We start from the raw sequence: 16,070 nt of genomic DNA, 5'->3' as shown, positions 1-16,070 counted from the left end.
ACAAGAGGGCGCCCCGTTCGGGAGCGCCCTCATTAATGCGGTACCGTCAGGGACGTGCCGCTCAGCGTGACAGCTCACCGTCGAGTTCGGCAATCTTGGCCGACCAGTAGGCGGGGCCGGTCTCGTGGATGTTGTTGCCTTGCGAGTCGACCGCCACGGTCACCGGCATGTCTTCCACCTCGAACTCGTAGATGGCCTCCATGCCGAGATCGGCAAAGGCCACCACCCGGGCCTTCTTGATGGCTTTCGCCACCAGGTAGGCGGCGCCACCGACGGCCATCAGGTAGACGGCGCTGTGCTCCTTGATGCTCTGCACCGTCTTGGGGCCACGCTCGGACTTGCCAATCATGCCGATGAGGCCGGTTTCACCCAGCATCATGTCGGTGAACTTGTCCATCCGGGTGGAGGTGGTGGGGCCGGCCGGGCCGACCACTTCGTCACGCACCGCATCGACCGGGCCGACGTAGTAGATGAAGCGGTTGGTGAAATCGACCCCTTCCGGCAGCCCCTCGCCGCGCGCCAGCATGTCGGCAATGCGCTTGTGGGCAGCGTCGCGGCCGGTGAGGATCTTGCCAGAGAGCAGCACGGTGTCACCGCTCTTCCAACTGGCCAGCTCCGCCTTGGTGATGCCATCGACGTTGACCCGGCGCACGTTGCCGCCCGCCTCGCGGGTGATCTCGGGCCAATCTTCCAGCTTGGGCGGGGTCAGCTCGGCCGGGCCGGAGCCATCGAGCTCAAAATGCACGTGGCGGGTAGCGGCGCAGTTGGGGATCATCACCACCGGCTTGGAGGCCGCATGGGTCGGGGCGGATTTGACCTTCACGTCGAGCACTGTGGTGAGACCGCCGAGCCCCTGGGCACCGATGCCGAGCTTGTTGACCTTGTCATAGAGCTCGACGCGCAGCTTCTCTTCGGTGGTTTCGGGGCCGCGGGCGATCAGCGCCTGGATGTCGATGTGCTCCATCAGGGCCTCTTTAGCCAGCACGGCCGCCTTCTCGGCGGTGCCACCGATGCCGATGCCGAGCATGCCGGGCGGGCACCAGCCGGCCCCCATGGTCGGCACGGTCTTGAGCACCCACTCGACGATGTCGTCGGAGGGGTTGAGCATCACCATCTTGGACTTGTTCTCAGAGCCACCGCCCTTGGCGGCGATGCTCACCTCGACCTTATCGCCGGGGATCATGTCGATGTGCACCACGGCCGGGGCGTTGTCACGGGTGTTCTTGCGACTGCCGGCCGGATCGGCCAGCACCGAGGCGCGCAGGGGGTTGTCCGGATTGGTGTAGGCACGGCGGGTACCCTCGTCCACCATCTCCTGCACCGTCATGTCGCTGTCCCACTGCACCTGCATGCCGATCTTCACGAAGCAGGTGACGATGCCGGTATCCTGGCACAGGGGGCGATGCCCCTCGGCAGACATGCGGGAGTTGATCAGGATCTGGGCCAAGGCATCCTTGGCGGCCGGGTTGGCTTCCCGGTCGTACGCAGCCTTGGCGGCCTGGACGAAATCGAGGGGATGGTAATAGGAGATGTACTGTAGGGCATCCGCGATGGAGTCGATGAAATCCTGTTTTCTTATAATGCTCATAATGGCCTCACTGGTCCTTGCGAGAGCGATGTACCGGCCAAAAAGGGCTGGCACGGGCAAGGGCGTCCATGATGAACCGCAGGGGCGAAGGGGGGATCCTGATCCGCATCCTGCGGCGACTTTGCTCGTTTTTGCCGGCCTATGATACGCTTCTCACCCCGAAGCCGACTAGGGATCAGCTCTCAATTCTGCCGATTACCCTATTTAAAGCCTTAAACCGCATGAAAACACCGCTTTACATCGCGCCATTGACCGGCTGTGAGTTGCTGATCCTCTTCGCTGCACTGGCCCGGCAACCCTGGGCCATGCTGCTCGACTCCGCCGGGGCCGAAGGCGCGGACAACCGCGTTGACATCCTGGTGGCCGACCCGATCGCCACCTTGGAGACCCGGGGAGCGACGACCTTTATTCGTCACCCCGGCGGTGAGCTGCGTTCGGAGGATGACCCCCTCACCTTGCTGCGCCAGTGGCAACAACGCCTGCTGGGGGACGCCGACGAGCCCTCTACCCTCCCCTTCACCGGCGGGGCGCTGGGACTGTTTGGCTACGATCTCGGGCGCCGCTTCGAGCGCCTGCCCCAGCGGGCGCAGGCCGATGTCACCGTCCCCGACATGGCGGTGGGGATCTACGACTGGGCGCTGCTGCGCGACCATCAGCAGGCGCAGACGCGGCTGCTAGTGCGCGGCGACGAAGCGGCATGGCGGGCGCGCCGCGACTGGCTGCTGTCACAAACCGCCGCCCCGGCAGCCCCGTTTGCCCTCACCAGCCCCTGGCAGTGCGACCTTGACCGGGCCCAGTACGCCGAGAAGTTTGCCGCCATTCAGGATTACCTGCGCGCCGGCGACTGCTATCAGATCAACCTCACCCAGCGTTTTCACGCCGCTTACCGAGGCGATGAGTGGCAGGCCTATCTGCGCCTGCGCGAGGGCAACCGCGCCCCCTTCTCAGCGTTTTTGCGCCTGCCGCAGGCGGCCATCTTGAGCCTCTCCCCCGAGCGCTTCCTGCTGCTCGATGGCCGCAGCGTCGAGACCAAGCCCATCAAGGGCACCCGTCCGCGCAGCCCGGATCCGGCTCTGGATGCGGCGGCCGCCCGCGAGCTGGCCCAGGCACCGAAAGACAGGGCCGAAAACCTGATGATCGTGGATCTGCTGCGTAACGACATCGGCCGGGTCTGTACCCCCGGCTCGGTACAGGTGCCCCACCTGTTTGCCATCGAGAGCTTCCCGGCGGTGCACCACCTGGTCTCCACCATCCACGGCACCCTGGCCGAGGGGCTGCATGCCAGCGATCTGCTGCGCGCCTGCTTCCCGGGGGGCTCGATCACTGGCGCCCCGAAGATCCGCGCCATGGAGATCATCGAGGAGCTCGAGCCGGTGCGCCGTAACGCCTACTGCGGCAGCATTGGCTACCTGAGCCAGCACGGCCGGATGGACACCAGCATCACCATCCGCACCCTGATCGCCGAAGGGGGTCGCCTCTACTGCTGGGCCGGCGGCGGTATCGTGGCCGACTCGGACGTGGCCAGCGAATACCAAGAGACCTTCGATAAACTCTCGCGCATCCTACCCCTGCTGGAGACCCCATGACCCGCGACGAACTGCTGACCCGTTTTCTGCTCACCCTGCCGCCTGCGGCGGCCATTGCGCGCACCGGGCTGGATCAGGCGGCAGTACTGCTGCCCCTGGTGGAGCGCGACAACGGCCTGCACCTGCTGCTCACCCGTCGCTCCAGCCAGCTACGCCACCACGGCGGCCAGGTGAGCTTGCCCGGCGGGCGGCGCGACCCGGGTGATGAGAGCCTCATCGCCACCGCCCTGCGCGAGACTCGCGAGGAGCTCGGCATCGCCGCGAGGCAGTTGCAGATCCTCGGTTGCCTGCCGCCACGCCCGACCGTCTCGCGCTTCTGGGTGCAGCCGGTGATCGGCCTGCTCGACTCCGACTACGTGGCCACCCCTAATCCTGACGAAGTTGCGCGGGTATTTGAGGTGCCGCTTGACTGCCTGCTCGACCCCCGCCACTACCATGCTTGGACCTTCCCCCGTGAAGGGCGTGCCCACACGGTCTGGTTCCTCCCTTGGCAGGATGAGCTCATCTGGGGGGCGACGGCGGCCATCATTCGCCAACTGGCCGAGCAAACCACAGGGTGGCGGCAGCACTGGCCGGCCAACGAACCGGGCTAGACTCAATTAAGTTTTAAAAAATTCAAAACGCGTTTAAAAAATATAGAATCGATCACAATTTCAAATATTATTTGATATTTCATCCGGTAAAGTTCGGCATTGGTCAACATTTCACGCTACCCACTATGGGTATGCTTGCCCCCATTACAACTATCACGCTAGATGGGGTGTTCACATGACCAACAACATAACCGACGCGCAGCGTCTTACCACACAACAGGAGCCGCTGGCCCCGGCCCGCGTGGCGCAGGGATGGACCCGGCAGGATACCACCTGGGTCATCAGCCTGTTTGGTACCGCCGTCGGTGCCGGCATCCTCTTTTTACCGATCAACGCCGGCATGGGAGGCTTCTGGCCCCTGGTAGTGATGGCGCTACTGGTCGGCCCCATGACCTACTTCGCCCACCGTGGTCTCTCACGCTTCGTGCTCTCCTCCCAGCAGCCCAAGGCCGACATCACGCAAGTGGTGGAGGAGCACTTCGGTGCCGGCGCTGGCAAGCTCATCACCCTGCTCTACTTCTTCGCCATCTATCCCATCGTGCTCATCTATGGCGTGGGGATCACCAACACGGTCGAGAGTTTCATGGTGAACCAGTTGCAACTGGCTGCGCCGGCGCGCTGGCTACTCTCCATCGTGCTGATCATGGGTATGATGTCGGTGATGCTGGCCGGCGAGCGGCTGATGCTCAAGGTCACCGAATGTCTGGTCTACCCGCTGATCGCCATCTTGGCCGGTCTCTCCCTCTATCTCATCCCGGACTGGACCGGCGCCGCCCTGAGTGAAGTGCCAAGCGCCAAGGATTTCGCCACCACCTTGTGGCTGACCATCCCTGTGCTGGTGTTTGCCTTCAACCACAGCCCGGCTATCTCCAGCTTCGCCCTGGCCCAGCGCCGCGACCACGGGGATAATGCGGTGGCCAAGTCCGACGCCATCTTGAAGCGCACCGCCATGGTGCTGCTCGGTTTCGTGATGTTCTTCGTCTTCTCCTGCGTGATGAGCCTCACCCCGGCCCAACTGGCCGAGGCCAAGGCCCAGAACATCCCCGTGCTCTCCTACCTGGCCAACCAGCACGAGAGCCCGCTCATCTCCTACTTCGGCCCGCTGGTGGCATTCGTAGCCATCGTCTCCTCCTTCTTCGGCCACTACCTGGGGGCGCGCGAAGGCCTCAAGGGGCTGGTGGTGCAGCAGATGCGCAGCGCGGGCAAGGAGCCGAACATGAAGAAGCTCGAGGTGTTCATCATCGCCTTCTTCATCCTGACCTTGTGGGGCACCGCCGTGGCCAACCCCTCTATCCTCGGCATGATTGAGTCCCTTGGCGGCCCCATCATCGCGACCATCCTGTTCATCATGCCCATGTACGCCATCAAGCGAGTGCCGGCGATGGCCAAATATCAGGGAGCCATCAGCAACCTGTTTGTCGCCGTGATGGGAACCGTGGCCATCTCTGCCATCCTGTTCCAGCTTTTCGGCTGATCTTTTCCTGTCATTTCAAGGGGCTGCTTTGGCAGCCCCGCTTTGTTTTTGGGCCCTGGCTCACACCCGCCTCTATTCCTTTCACCTCAAAAAAATTACAATATTTATACAAATCCTATAGTGGAGCTCTGCCCCATGATCAGCGTGTTCGATCTCTTCTCCATCGGTATCGGCCCCTCCTCCTCCCACACGGTCGGCCCGATGCGCGCCGCTCACGCTTTCGTCTCCCAACTCAGGGCCCAAGGGGTGCTGACGCGCACCGATCGGGTCGAGACCGAGTGCTACGGCTCGCTCGGCCAGACCGGCAAGGGGCACGGCACAGGTAAAGCCATCATACTGGGGCTGGCCGGCTTTGAGCCCGACACGGTCGACATCGAGGCAATCCCCGCCTTCCTGGCCGAGGTGGAGCGCCGCGAGCAGCTCACCCTCGGCGGCGAGCAGCCCAGCGCCTTCCCGCGCCAGGGGGCGATTATCTTCAACCGCCGAAAGAGCCTGCCGCTGCATGCTAACGGCATGACCCTGCGCGCCTTTGCCGGCTCGACCCTGCTGTGCGAGCAGACCTACTACTCCATCGGCGGCGGCTTCATCATCGAGGAGAGCCGTTTCATCAACGCCCGTGACGAGGCGCAGGCCTTCGATCTGGCCCATCCCATCCCCTATCCGTTTGATTCGGGTGCCGACCTGCTCGGTCACTGCCACGAGACGGGGCTGTCGGTGGCCGGTGTCATGCTCGCCAACGAGCGGGTATTTCGTACCGACGCCCAGATCAAGGCGGGGCTGCGTCGGATCTGGGAGGTGATGCAAGCTTGCGTGGTGCGCGGCTGCCAGAGCGAAGGCGTGCTGCCGGGGGGGCTCAAGGTGAAGCGCCGCGCCCCGGCGCTCTATCGCCAGCTCACCAGCGAGACCGGCTTTAACAAAGATCCCCTGATGGTGATGGAGTGGGTCGATCTGTTTGCGCTGGCCGTGAACGAAGAGAACGCCGCCGGAGGGCGGGTAGTGACCGCGCCGACCAACGGGGCGTCGGGCATCATCCCGGCCGTGCTGCACTACTATGACCGCTTCGTGCATCAGGTCGACGACGACGCCTTGGTGCGCTACTTCCTCACCGCTGCCGCCATCGGCATCCTCTATAAGAAGAACGCCTCGCTCTCCGGCGCCGAGGTGGGCTGTCAGGGTGAGGTGGGGGTGGCCTGCTCGATGGCCGCCGGCGCCCTGACCGCCCTGCTCGGCGGCAGCCCGGAGAACGTGGAGAACGCCGCCGAGATCGGCATGGAGCACAATCTGGGGCTCACCTGCGATCCGGTAGGGGGCCAGGTACAGGTACCCTGCATCGAGCGCAACGCCATGGGGGCGGTCAAGGCAATCAACGCCGCTAAGCTGGCCCTGCGTGGCACTGGTGAACACAAGGTGTCGCTCGACAAGGTGATCAAGACCATGTGGGAGACCGGCAATGACATGAAGACCAAGTACAAGGAGACGGCCCGGGGCGGGCTGGCGGTCAACATCACCGAGTGTTAACAATCACATGGATTCAAACCGGCCACTGGCCGGTTTTTTTATGTAAATCGTTTAACAAAATGGCTTCGGCTCAAAATTACTTTTATACTCCGCGCCGAATTTCAACAAAAATAGATCTAATTCAACTTTTTTTAAGTGCGAAGTAGGTAGACTCGCAGCATGTGGTTCACATTGCCGTGCCAGTCCTCTTCCCGAGTCGCACGTCAACAAGAACGGTCAGTGGCACGCCACTCTATCCCTGAGGTAATTCATTCATGATCAGCGTTTTTGACATCTTCAAAATCGGTGTTGGCCCCTCCTCCTCCCACACTGTGGGCCCCATGAAGGCCGCCAAACAATTTGTGGATGATCTGCGTGCCAGCGGCAAGATCCGTGACATCACCCGGGTACAGGTGGATGTCTACGGCTCCCTCTCCTGGACCGGCAAGGGCCACCACACCGACACCGCCATCATCATGGGTCTGGCCGGCAACCTGCCGGAGAACGTCGACATCGACGCCATCCCGGAATTTATCTCCCGTGTCGAGCAGACTGGGCGCCTGCCGATCGGCCTGCACTGCCACACCGTCAGCTTCCCGCGTGAGGCCATGGTGTTCCACGACGAGGCGCTGCCGCTGCACGAAAACGGCATGAAGCTGACCGCCTTCATCGAAGATGAGATCGCCTACGGCAAGACCTACTACTCCATCGGCGGCGGTTTCATTGTGGACGAGGAGAATTTCGGCAAGGCCGACAGCGGTGACATGCCGGTGACCTATCCGTTCAAGAGCGCCGCCGAGCTGGTAGCCCACTGCAGCCAGAGCGGCCTCTCCATCTCCGCCCTGATGATGGAGAACGAGAAGTGCTTCAACACGCCGGAAGAGATCTACAAGAAGTTCGGCAAGATTTGGAACACCATGCGTGAAGGCATTGAGCGCGGCTGCCGCACCGAAGGGGTGCTCTCCGGCCCGCTGCGCGTCCCACGCCGCGCCGCCCCCCTGTTCCGCCAACTGACCACCAACGAGAGCCTGTCGAGCGATCCGATGAACATCGTCGACTGGGTCAACATGTTTGCGCTGGCGGTGAGCGAGGAGAACGCCGCCGGTGGCCGCGTGGTGACCGCCCCGACCAACGGCGCCGCCGGCATCATCCCGGCCGTGCTGGCTTACTACGACAAGTTCATCCAGCCGGTGGGGCGTGACGAGTACACCCGTTTCTACCTGGCAGCCGGCGCCATCGGCATCCTCTACAAGACCAACGCCTCCATCTCCGGCGCCGAAGTGGGCTGTCAGGGTGAGGTGGGCGTCTCCTGCTCGATGGCCGCCGCCGGCCTGACCGAGCTGATGGGCGGCAGCCCCGAGCACGTCTGCGAAGCCGCCGAGATCGCCATGGAGCACAACCTCGGTCTGACCTGCGATCCGGTCGCCGGTCAGGTGCAGGTGCCCTGCATCGAGCGTAACGCCATCGCCTCCATGAAGGCGGTTAACGCCTCGCGCATGGCGCTGCGCCGCACCTCCAAGCCGCGGGTGTCGCTCGACAAGGTGATCGAGACCATGTACATCACCGGCAAGGACATGGACTCCAAATATCGGGAGACCTCCCGTGGCGGCCTCGCCATCAAGGTGATGCAGGTCGCTTGCGAATAAGCGAGTCAGCACCAGAGACGAGAAAAGGCGGGGAACTTCCCCGCCTTTTTCATGACTGAACCTGCCCGTCTATTGGTCGCGGCTACGCCCGCGCTGGCGCCACAACTGGCCTATCAGCAGCAAGCCGAGCAGCGGCGGCAATAGCAGCAACGACGTCCACAGCCAGGGTAGCTCGACTAAACGGGCGCACACCAAAATAGCCACCATCACCAACACGATGGCCACCAGCATCAGGATCAGACCATCCCGCGACGGCTGGACGTGGGGGTCGGACGTTCTGACGGTCATAGGGGCTTCCTCATAGTCTCTCGACTAGAAGTAAGCAAACCCTGCGCCATCTTGGCATGGCGCCGCTCAAGTGCCCCCTACTGAGCCCATGACAGCGCGCAAGGTGCAAGAAAATGCATTTTGCCACGCAAAATGAAAATCGCCCCCTCTCCCTCCCCTACGCGCAGTGGTGCCGCAAGCAGATGCCCGCCCCCTTCCCTCGTCATACCACAACGAGTAAAAAAAAGACCGACTCACGCCAGCCTGCGACAGGCACAAACGCCTGATAATCCAAGATGTAGGGCCACAGCCGCCCTATGCCTCCTCGGCGACGTCTCTTCTTTTAACCCTCTGCGCGCATTCACCATAAAAAATGCCACCCGAGGGCGGCATTTTTACAGTGGCAATAACAGGCGGGATCACCAGCCGGTGACCTCACGCAGCGCCTTGCCGATCTCAGCCAGCGAGCGCACGGTTTTCACACCGGCGTCTTCCAGGGCAGCAAACTTCTCGGCGGCGGTTCCCTTGCCACCGGAGATGATGGCGCCGGCGTGGCCCATGCGCTTGCCCGGAGGAGCGGTGACCCCCGCGATGTAAGAGACCACCGGCTTGGTGACGTGGGCCTTGATATAGGCCGCCGCGTCCTCCTCGGCGTTGCCGCCGATCTCGCCGATCATCACGATGGCTTCGGTCTGCGGATCGTTTTGGAACATCTCCAGAATGTCGATGAAGTTGGAGCCCGGGATCGGGTCACCACCGATGCCGACACAGGTGGACTGGCCGAACCCTTCGTCGGTGGTCTGCTTGACCGCCTCGTAGGTCAGGGTACCGGAGCGCGACACGATCCCAACCTTGCCCGGCTGGTGGATGTGGCCCGGCATGATGCCGATCTTGCACTCGCCCGGGGTGATGACACCGGGGCAGTTGGGGCCGATCATGCGCACGCCGGTCTCTTGCAGCTTCACCTTCACATCGAGCATATCCAGGGTCGGGATCCCTTCGGTGATGGTGACGATGAGCTGAATGCCGGCATCGATGGCTTCGAGGATGGCGTCCTTGCAAAAAGGCGCCGGCACATAGATGACGGAGGCAGTAGCGCCGGTCGCCTCGACCGCGTCACGCACTGTGTTGAACACCGGCAATCCTAAGTGAGTGGTGCCCCCCTTGCCCGGAGAGACGCCGCCCACCAATTGGGTGCCATACGCCAGCGCCTGCTCGGAGTGGAAGGTGCCCTGGCCGCCGGTGAACCCTTGGCAGATCACCTTGGTATCCTTGTTGATCAGTACGCTCATTTACTTCGCCTCCGCTGCGTTAACCACTTGCTGTGCGGCGTCGGTCAGACTGGTGGCCGCGATGATATTTAGGCCGCTCTCGGCCAGCTTCTTCGCACCCAGATCGGCGTTATTGCCCTCCAGGCGCACCACGACAGGCACCTTGACGCCCACTTCCTTCACCGCACCGATGATCCCTTCGGCGATCATGTCACAGCGCACGATACCGCCGAAGATGTTGACCAGTACCGCCTTCACGTTATCGTCGGAGAGGATGATCTTGAACGCCTCGGTCACGCGCTCCTTGGTGGCGCCACCGCCCACGTCGAGGAAGTTGGCAGGCTTGCCGCCGTGCAGGTTGACGATGTCCATGGTGCCCATGGCCAGGCCCGCGCCGTTGACCATGCAGCCGATGTTGCCATCGAGCGCCACATAGTTCAGCTCCCACTGGGCGGCGTGCGCCTCGCGCGGATCGTCTTGGGAGGGGTCGTGCATGTCACGCAGCTTGGGCTGACGGTACATGGCGTTGGAGTCGATGTTGATCTTGCCATCCAGGCAGTGCAGGTTGCCTTGGGCGGTGATGACCAGGGGGTTGATCTCGAGCAGGGCCAGATCGTAGTCGAGGAACATCTGGCCGAGGCCCATGAAGATCTTGGTGAACTGCTTGATCTGATCGCCGGTGAGGCCCAGCTTGAAGGCCAGCTCACGCGCCTGATAGGGCTGCGGGCCGACCAGCGGATCCAGGGCTGCCTTGTGGATGAGGTGCGGGGTCTCGTGGGCCACCTTCTCGATCTCCACGCCACCTTCGGTGGAGGCCATGAAGACCACGCGGCGGCTGCCACGATCAACCACGGCGCCCAGATAGAGCTCCTTGGCGATGTCGGTGCAGGATTCAACCAGGATCTTGGAGACCGGCTGGCCGTTGGCGTCGGTCTGGTAGGTGACCAGGTTCTTGCCGAGCCAGTTCTGGGCAAAGGCACGGATCTCATCCTTGCTATTGGCCAGCTTGACGCCGCCCGCCTTGCCACGGCCACCGGCGTGGACCTGGCATTTCACGACCCATTTGGTGCCGCCAATCTTGTCGGCCGCTTCGGCGGCTTCTTGTGGGGTAGAGCAGGCATAGCCTTCGGAGACCGGCAGGCCGTATTCGGCAAACAGCTGTTTTGCCTGGTATTCGTGCAGATTCATAGAGGTTCTATCCGTGTTGTATGTATTTCCATCCGGGGGGGTGTTTCTCAATCCCCAGTAAGAGGGGGCCGGGGCCCCCTATTCGGGTGTCGATCAGACGTCCAGCAGCAGACGGGTCGGATCTTCAAGCAGCTCTTTGATGGTCACCAGGAAACCGACCGACTCACGGCCGTCGATGAGACGATGGTCATAGGAGAGGGCCAGGTACATCATCGGCTGGATCTCCACCTTGCCGTTCACCGCCATGGGCCTGTCTTGGATCTTGTGCATGCCGAGGATGGCGCTCTGGGGCGGGTTGATGATGGGGGTCGACATCAGGGAGCCAAACACGCCACCGTTGGTGATGGTGAAGTTGCCACCGCTGAGCTCCTCGACGGTCAACTTACCATCGCGGCCCTTGCCGGCCAGCTCCTTGATCCCCTTCTCGATGTCGGCCAGCCCCAGCACGTCGGCGTCGCGCAGCACCGGGGTCACCAGACCGCGCGGGGTGGAGACGGCAATGCTCACGTCGAAGTAGTTGTGATAGACGATGTCGTCACCGTCGAGGGAAGCATTCACCTCGGGGTAGCGCTTGAGCGCCTCAACCACCGCCTTGACGTAGAAGGACATGAAGCCGAGCTTGATGCCGTGCTTTTTCTCGAAGATCTCGCCGTACTGCTTGCGCAGGGCCATGATGGGGCCCATGTTCACCTCGTTGAAGGTGGTCAGCATGGCGGTGGTGTTCTTGGCTTCCAGCAGGCGCTCGGCGATGCGCTTGCGCAGACGGGTCATCGGCACCCGCTTCTCGCTGCGACCGGCCAGCGGGGCGATCGAGGCGGTGGCTGCCGCCACCGGCGCCGCAACGGCAGCCGGCTTGTCACCCCCCTTCATGAAGGCTTCCACGTCTTCCTTGGTGACGCGTCCCCCCTTGCCAGTACCGGCGACCTTGCTCACGTCGATGCCGTGCTCGGCCACCAAACGGCGCACCGAGGGACTCAAGTCGCTGGCCTCATCGGCCACCTGGGTCTCGACCGGCTTGTCGCGGGTCTCTTCACCGGCCACGGCGGCGGGCTTGAGCTTGGCGATCAGCTGGCGGGCCAGGACGGTTGACCCCTCCCCTTCGAGGATTTCGGCCAGGATGCCGGCATCCGGCGCCGGGACTTCCAGCACCACTTTATCGGTTTCGATGTCCACCAGGACTTCGTCACGGGCCACCATATCGCCCGGTTGCTTGTGCCAGGTGGCGATGGTGGCGTCAGCCACGGATTCCGGCAGGTCAGGGACCTTGATCTCGATAGTCATGTTATTGAGTTCCTTTTACTTCTTTCCTGTGGCTGCATTAAGCAAGGGTCAGAGCGTCTTCCACCAGCGCCTTCTGCTGCTTGATGTGGACAGACATATAACCGACCGCCGGTGAGGCGGAGGCCGGACGACCGGCGTAGCGCAGGGTGGCGCCGGCCGGCAGCACATCGTCGTAGTGGTGACGGGTGCAGTACCAGGCGCCCTGGTTCTTCGGCTCTTCCTGACACCAGACAAAGTCGGTGACGTGGCTGTAATCGGCCAAGATGGCGCGCACTTCTTCCTCCGGGAAGGGGTAGAGCTGCTCGATACGCACCAGCGCGACATCCTTCTGCTCGGCCTTGCGGCGGGCCTCAAGCAGGTCGTAGTAGACCTTGCCGGAGCAGAACACCACGCGCTTGACTCCCTTCGGATCGAGCGGATCTACCTCGCCGATGGCGTTGTAGAAGCGCCCTTCGGCCAGCTCGTCGAGCTTGCTCACCGCCTGCGGGTGACGCAGCAGGGATTTGGGCGACATCACCACCAGCGGACGGCGCATCGGGCGCACCACCTGACGGCGCAGCATGTGGAACACCTGGGCCGGGGTGGAGGGGACACACACCTGCATGTTGTGCTCGGCGCACAGTTGCAAATAGCGCTCGAGACGAGCAGAGGAGTGCTCGGGGCCCTGCCCCTCATAGCCGTGCGGCAGCAGCATGGTCAGCCCACACATGCGGCCCCACTTCTGCTCACCAGAGGAGAGGAACTGGTCGATCACCACCTGGGCGCCGTTGGCAAAATCACCAAACTGGGCTTCCCAGATGGTCAGACCGGCCGGCTCGGCAGTGGCGTAGCCATATTCAAAGGCCAGCACCGCCTCTTCCGAGAGCACCGAGTCATAGACCTCAAACGGCCCCTGCCCTTCACCGATGTTGCACAGCGGGGTGTAGGTACTGGCATCGTTCTGGTTGTGCAGCACCGCATGGCGGTGGAAGAAGGTGCCACGGCCGGAGTCTTGGCCGGTGATCCGCACCCGCTCGCCGCGCTCTACCAAGGTGGCGTAAGCCAGGGTCTCGGCAAAGCCCCAGTCCACCAGCTTCTCGCCGGCAGTCATGGCGCGGCGGTCTTCGTAGATCTTCTCGACCTGGCGCTGCAACACATGGGAGGCCGGGTACTGGGTCACCTTCTCACCGAGCGCACGCAGCGCCTCAATGGGCAGGGTGGCGTCGTAGTTCATGTCCCAGCTGTGGCCAAGATATGGAGTCCAGTTGACGGTGTGCTGCTCCATCGGGCGCCACTCTTTCACCACCCGCTCGCCGCGATCGAGGGCATCCCGGTACTCGTTGACCAGGGCGGTCGCCGCCTCTTGGGACAAGGTGCCCTCGGCCACCAGCTGATCGGCGTAGATCTTGCGCGGAGTTGGGTGCTGCTTGATCTTCTGGTACATCAAAGGCTGGGTGGCGTTCGGCTCGTCGGCCTCGTTGTGGCCATGGCGGCGGTAGCACACCAGCTCGATCACCACGTCGCGCTTGAAGGTGTTGCGGTAATCCAGCGCAATCTGGGTCACCAGCACCACGGCTTCCGGATCGTCACCGTTAACGTGCAGCACCGGCGCCTGCACCGCCTTGGCGATGTCGGTGCAATATTCGGTGGAGCGTACATCGCGGTGGTTGGAGGTGGTAAAACCGACCTGGTTGTTGATGACGATGCGCACCGTACCGCCGACGCCGTAGGCGCGGGTCTGCGACATGTTGAAGGTCTCGGCCACCACCCCTTGACCGGCGATGGCGGAGTCACCGTGGATGGTGATGGGGAGCACGGAGCTGCCGTCGAGATCGCCGCGCCTGTCCATGCGGGCCCGTACCGAGCCGATCACCACAGGGTTGACTATCTCGAGGTGGGACGGGTTGAAGGCCAGCGCCAGGTGGACGTTGCCGCCCGGGGTGGCGAAGTCCGATGAGAAGCCCATGTGGTACTTCACGTCCCCGGTGCCCCAGGATTCGCCGTGCTTGCCGGCAAATTCGTCGAACAGATCCTGGGCGCGCTTGCCCAGAACGTTGATCAGCACGTTGAGACGGCCGCGGTGGGCCATGCCGATCACGGCCTCCTTGCAGCCCTGCTCACCGGCGCGGCGAATGAGCTCCTTGAGCATGGGGATCATGGCGTCGCCCCCTTCCAGGGAGAAGCGCTTGGCCCCCGGGAACTTGGCCCCCAGGTAACGCTCCAGCCCTTCGGCGGCGGTCAGGCTGTCGAGGAAACGGGTCTTCTCCTCGGTGCTGTAGCTCCCCGTCCCCTCGATGGACTCGAGGCGCTGTTGCAGCCAGCGCTTCTCCTCGGTGGAGGTCAGGTGCATGTAATCGGCGCCGATGGAGCCGCAGTAGGTCTTTTTCAGCGAAGCGTAGAGATCCGACAACACCATGGTCTCGCGGCCGATGGCATAGGAGCCCACATTGAAGGTGGCATCAAGATCGGCCCCCTGCAGGTTGTGGAACGCCGGGTCCAGCTCAGCAATGACGTCGCGTTGCCACAGGCCAAGCGGATCAAGATTGGCATTCTGGTGGCCGCGGAAACGGAAGGCGTTAATGAGTTGCAGGACTCGCACCTGCTTGGCGTCGACGTCTGGATCCGACACCGGCGCACTGAAGCGGGAGGTGTCCTTGGCGAGGCGACGGAAGTAATCCTTGACGCGGGAGTGGGGTTGTTCGACCGCATGGCCATTGACCTGGGGCAGCCCGTCGAACAGGGTGCGCCATTCATCGGCAACGGAGTCGGGATTGTCGAGATAGGATTCGTACAAATCCTCTATATAGCTTGCATTCGCACCAGCCAGGTGAGATGACTCCAACCAGGCCTTCATCACGCCGTTATGCATTTCGATCCCTTTTGTACTTCTTCTCTGTCTAGCAGCTTGTAGGGTTTGGAAGATAGCCATCCTACACGGTCGGATGGCTATCCAGAGGTCGGGCCAGTGGCCCTGGGCTCACACGGCCCGATTCAGCAGCATCGACTTGATATGGCCGATGGCCTTGGTCGGGTTGAGGCCCTTGGGACAGACGTTCACACAGTTCATGATGCCGTGGCAGCGGAAGACGCTGAAGGCGTCGTCCAGATTGCCAAGGCGCTCATCGGCCGCACTGTCGCGGCTGTCGGCCAGCCAGCGATAGGCGGCGAGCAGGCCGGCCGGACCGATGAACTTGTCCGGGTTCCACCAGAAGGAGGGGCAGGAGGTGGAGCAGCAGGCACAGAGAATACACTCGTACAGGCCGTCCAACTTGGCGCGCTCCTCGGGGGATTGCAGGTGCTCACGCACCGGCGGTTGCTTATCGTTATTGATGAGGAAGGGTTTAACCTTCTCCCACTGGGTGTAGAACTGGGTCATGTCGATGACCAGATCCCGGATGACCGGCAGACCCGGCAGCGGCCGGATCACCACCTTGTTGCCCTTCTTGAGCAGGTCGGAGAGCGGCGTGATACAGGCCAGGCCGTTCTTGCCATTCATGTTGATACCGTCCGAGCCACACACCCCTTCGCGGCAGGAGCGGCGGAAGGCGATGGTGGGATCCAGCTCCTTGAGCTGGATCAGGGCGTCAAGCACCATCATGTCGGAACCTTCAGGAATATCAAGGTGATAATCCTTCATGTGCGGTGCGTTATCAATATCCGGGTTGTAGCGATAGACCGAGAATGTGACTTTCATGTGAAC

The 16,070-nt window shown here is 62.7% G+C and carries 12 protein-coding genes; 5 read left to right on the top strand and 7 right to left on the bottom strand.

The annotated features are described in order from the left end of the window. Positions 1 to 61 precede the first annotated feature (61 nt). Positions 62 to 1,588 carry a fumarate hydratase gene (locus FE240_RS07140; RefSeq protein ID WP_193003948.1) on the bottom strand — a complete coding sequence of 509 codons (1,527 nt, stop codon included), beginning with the start codon at positions 1,586 to 1,588 and terminating at the stop codon, positions 62 to 64. A 221-nt stretch (positions 1,589 to 1,809) separates the two neighbouring features. On the opposite strand from FE240_RS07140, the gene pabB reads away from it, so the two are divergent. From pabB to FE240_RS07115, 5 genes are all read left to right on the top strand, one after another. Continuing rightward, positions 1,810 to 3,174, top strand: coding sequence for an aminodeoxychorismate synthase component 1 (gene pabB, locus FE240_RS07135; RefSeq protein ID WP_193003947.1), 1,365 nt, complete (start codon positions 1,810 to 1,812; stop codon positions 3,172 to 3,174). After that, positions 3,171 to 3,767, top strand: a complete 597-nt coding sequence (locus FE240_RS07130; protein WP_193003946.1) for a CoA pyrophosphatase — start codon at positions 3,171 to 3,173, stop codon at positions 3,765 to 3,767. The genes pabB and FE240_RS07130 overlap by 4 nt, the downstream gene beginning before the upstream one ends. A gap of 175 nt (positions 3,768 to 3,942) precedes the next feature. Then, entirely contained in the window at positions 3,943 to 5,241 is a 1,299-nt protein-coding gene (locus tag FE240_RS07125) for a serine/threonine transporter (RefSeq protein WP_193003945.1), read from the top strand. A gap of 135 nt (positions 5,242 to 5,376) precedes the next feature. Beyond that, positions 5,377 to 6,759, top strand: a complete 1,383-nt coding sequence (locus FE240_RS07120) for an L-serine ammonia-lyase (RefSeq protein WP_193003944.1) — start codon at positions 5,377 to 5,379, stop codon at positions 6,757 to 6,759. 254 nt (positions 6,760 to 7,013) lie between these two features. Further along, positions 7,014 to 8,384 (top strand): L-serine ammonia-lyase, encoded by a 1,371-nt coding sequence (locus FE240_RS07115; protein ID WP_193003943.1) that lies wholly within the window; start codon positions 7,014 to 7,016, stop codon positions 8,382 to 8,384. A gap of 69 nt (positions 8,385 to 8,453) precedes the next feature. On the opposite strand, the gene FE240_RS07110 is transcribed toward FE240_RS07115, so the two are convergent. The 6 genes from FE240_RS07110 to FE240_RS07085 form a co-directional block, all read right to left on the bottom strand. After that, complete coding sequence (locus FE240_RS07110; RefSeq protein ID WP_193003942.1) at positions 8,454 to 8,672, bottom strand: hypothetical protein; 219 nt, start codon at positions 8,670 to 8,672, stop codon at positions 8,454 to 8,456. A 398-nt stretch (positions 8,673 to 9,070) separates the two neighbouring features. Beyond that, positions 9,071 to 9,943: a succinate--CoA ligase subunit alpha gene (sucD, locus tag FE240_RS07105; RefSeq protein ID WP_193003941.1), complete on the bottom strand. Its 873-nt coding sequence runs from the start codon at positions 9,941 to 9,943 to the stop codon at positions 9,071 to 9,073. Next, a complete protein-coding gene (gene sucC / locus FE240_RS07100) occupies positions 9,944 to 11,110 on the bottom strand; it encodes an ADP-forming succinate--CoA ligase subunit beta (protein WP_042048174.1) in 1,167 nt (388 codons plus the stop codon). It abuts the gene before it with no gap. 93 nt (positions 11,111 to 11,203) lie between these two features. After that, on the bottom strand, positions 11,204 to 12,391 hold the full coding sequence (gene odhB / locus FE240_RS07095) for a 2-oxoglutarate dehydrogenase complex dihydrolipoyllysine-residue succinyltransferase (RefSeq protein ID WP_193003940.1): 1,188 nt from the start codon (positions 12,389 to 12,391) through the stop codon (positions 11,204 to 11,206). 37 nt (positions 12,392 to 12,428) lie between these two features. Further along, positions 12,429 to 15,239, bottom strand: coding sequence for a 2-oxoglutarate dehydrogenase E1 component (gene sucA, locus FE240_RS07090; RefSeq protein WP_193003939.1), 2,811 nt, complete (start codon positions 15,237 to 15,239; stop codon positions 12,429 to 12,431). A 108-nt stretch (positions 15,240 to 15,347) separates the two neighbouring features. Next, the gene (locus FE240_RS07085) at positions 15,348 to 16,064 is read right to left on the bottom strand and encodes a succinate dehydrogenase iron-sulfur subunit (protein WP_042048177.1); all 717 of its coding nucleotides are present in this window, start codon (positions 16,062 to 16,064) and stop codon (positions 15,348 to 15,350) included. Positions 16,065 to 16,070: the final 6 nt, after the last annotated feature.

This window comes from Aeromonas simiae (assembly GCF_014892695.1).
In the GTDB taxonomy this organism is placed as follows: domain Bacteria; phylum Pseudomonadota; class Gammaproteobacteria; order Enterobacterales; family Aeromonadaceae; genus Aeromonas; species Aeromonas simiae.
Note: the sequence above shows the minus strand (reverse complement) of the source record. Positions and strands in the feature narration are given on the sequence as shown.

Coding starts and splice junctions, on each gene's coding strand:
- FE240_RS07085 (WP_042048177.1), bottom strand. CDS start 16,064: ATGAAAGTCACATTCTCGGTCTATCGCTACAACCCGGATATTGATAAC.
- FE240_RS07140 (WP_193003948.1), bottom strand. CDS start 1,588: ATGAGCATTATAAGAAAACAGGATTTCATCGACTCCATCGCGGATGCC.
- FE240_RS07110 (WP_193003942.1), bottom strand. CDS start 8,672: ATGACCGTCAGAACGTCCGACCCCCACGTCCAGCCGTCGCGGGATGGT.
- FE240_RS07125 (WP_193003945.1), top strand. CDS start 3,943: ATGACCAACAACATAACCGACGCGCAGCGTCTTACCACACAACAGGAG.
- FE240_RS07130 (WP_193003946.1), top strand. CDS start 3,171: ATGACCCGCGACGAACTGCTGACCCGTTTTCTGCTCACCCTGCCGCCT.
- odhB (WP_193003940.1), bottom strand. CDS start 12,391: ATGACTATCGAGATCAAGGTCCCTGACCTGCCGGAATCCGTGGCTGAC.
- pabB (WP_193003947.1), top strand. CDS start 1,810: ATGAAAACACCGCTTTACATCGCGCCATTGACCGGCTGTGAGTTGCTG.
- FE240_RS07120 (WP_193003944.1), top strand. CDS start 5,377: ATGATCAGCGTGTTCGATCTCTTCTCCATCGGTATCGGCCCCTCCTCC.
- FE240_RS07115 (WP_193003943.1), top strand. CDS start 7,014: ATGATCAGCGTTTTTGACATCTTCAAAATCGGTGTTGGCCCCTCCTCC.
- sucD (WP_193003941.1), bottom strand. CDS start 9,943: ATGAGCGTACTGATCAACAAGGATACCAAGGTGATCTGCCAAGGGTTC.
- sucA (WP_193003939.1), bottom strand. CDS start 15,239: ATGCATAACGGCGTGATGAAGGCCTGGTTGGAGTCATCTCACCTGGCT.
- sucC (WP_042048174.1), bottom strand. CDS start 11,110: ATGAATCTGCACGAATACCAGGCAAAACAGCTGTTTGCCGAATACGGC.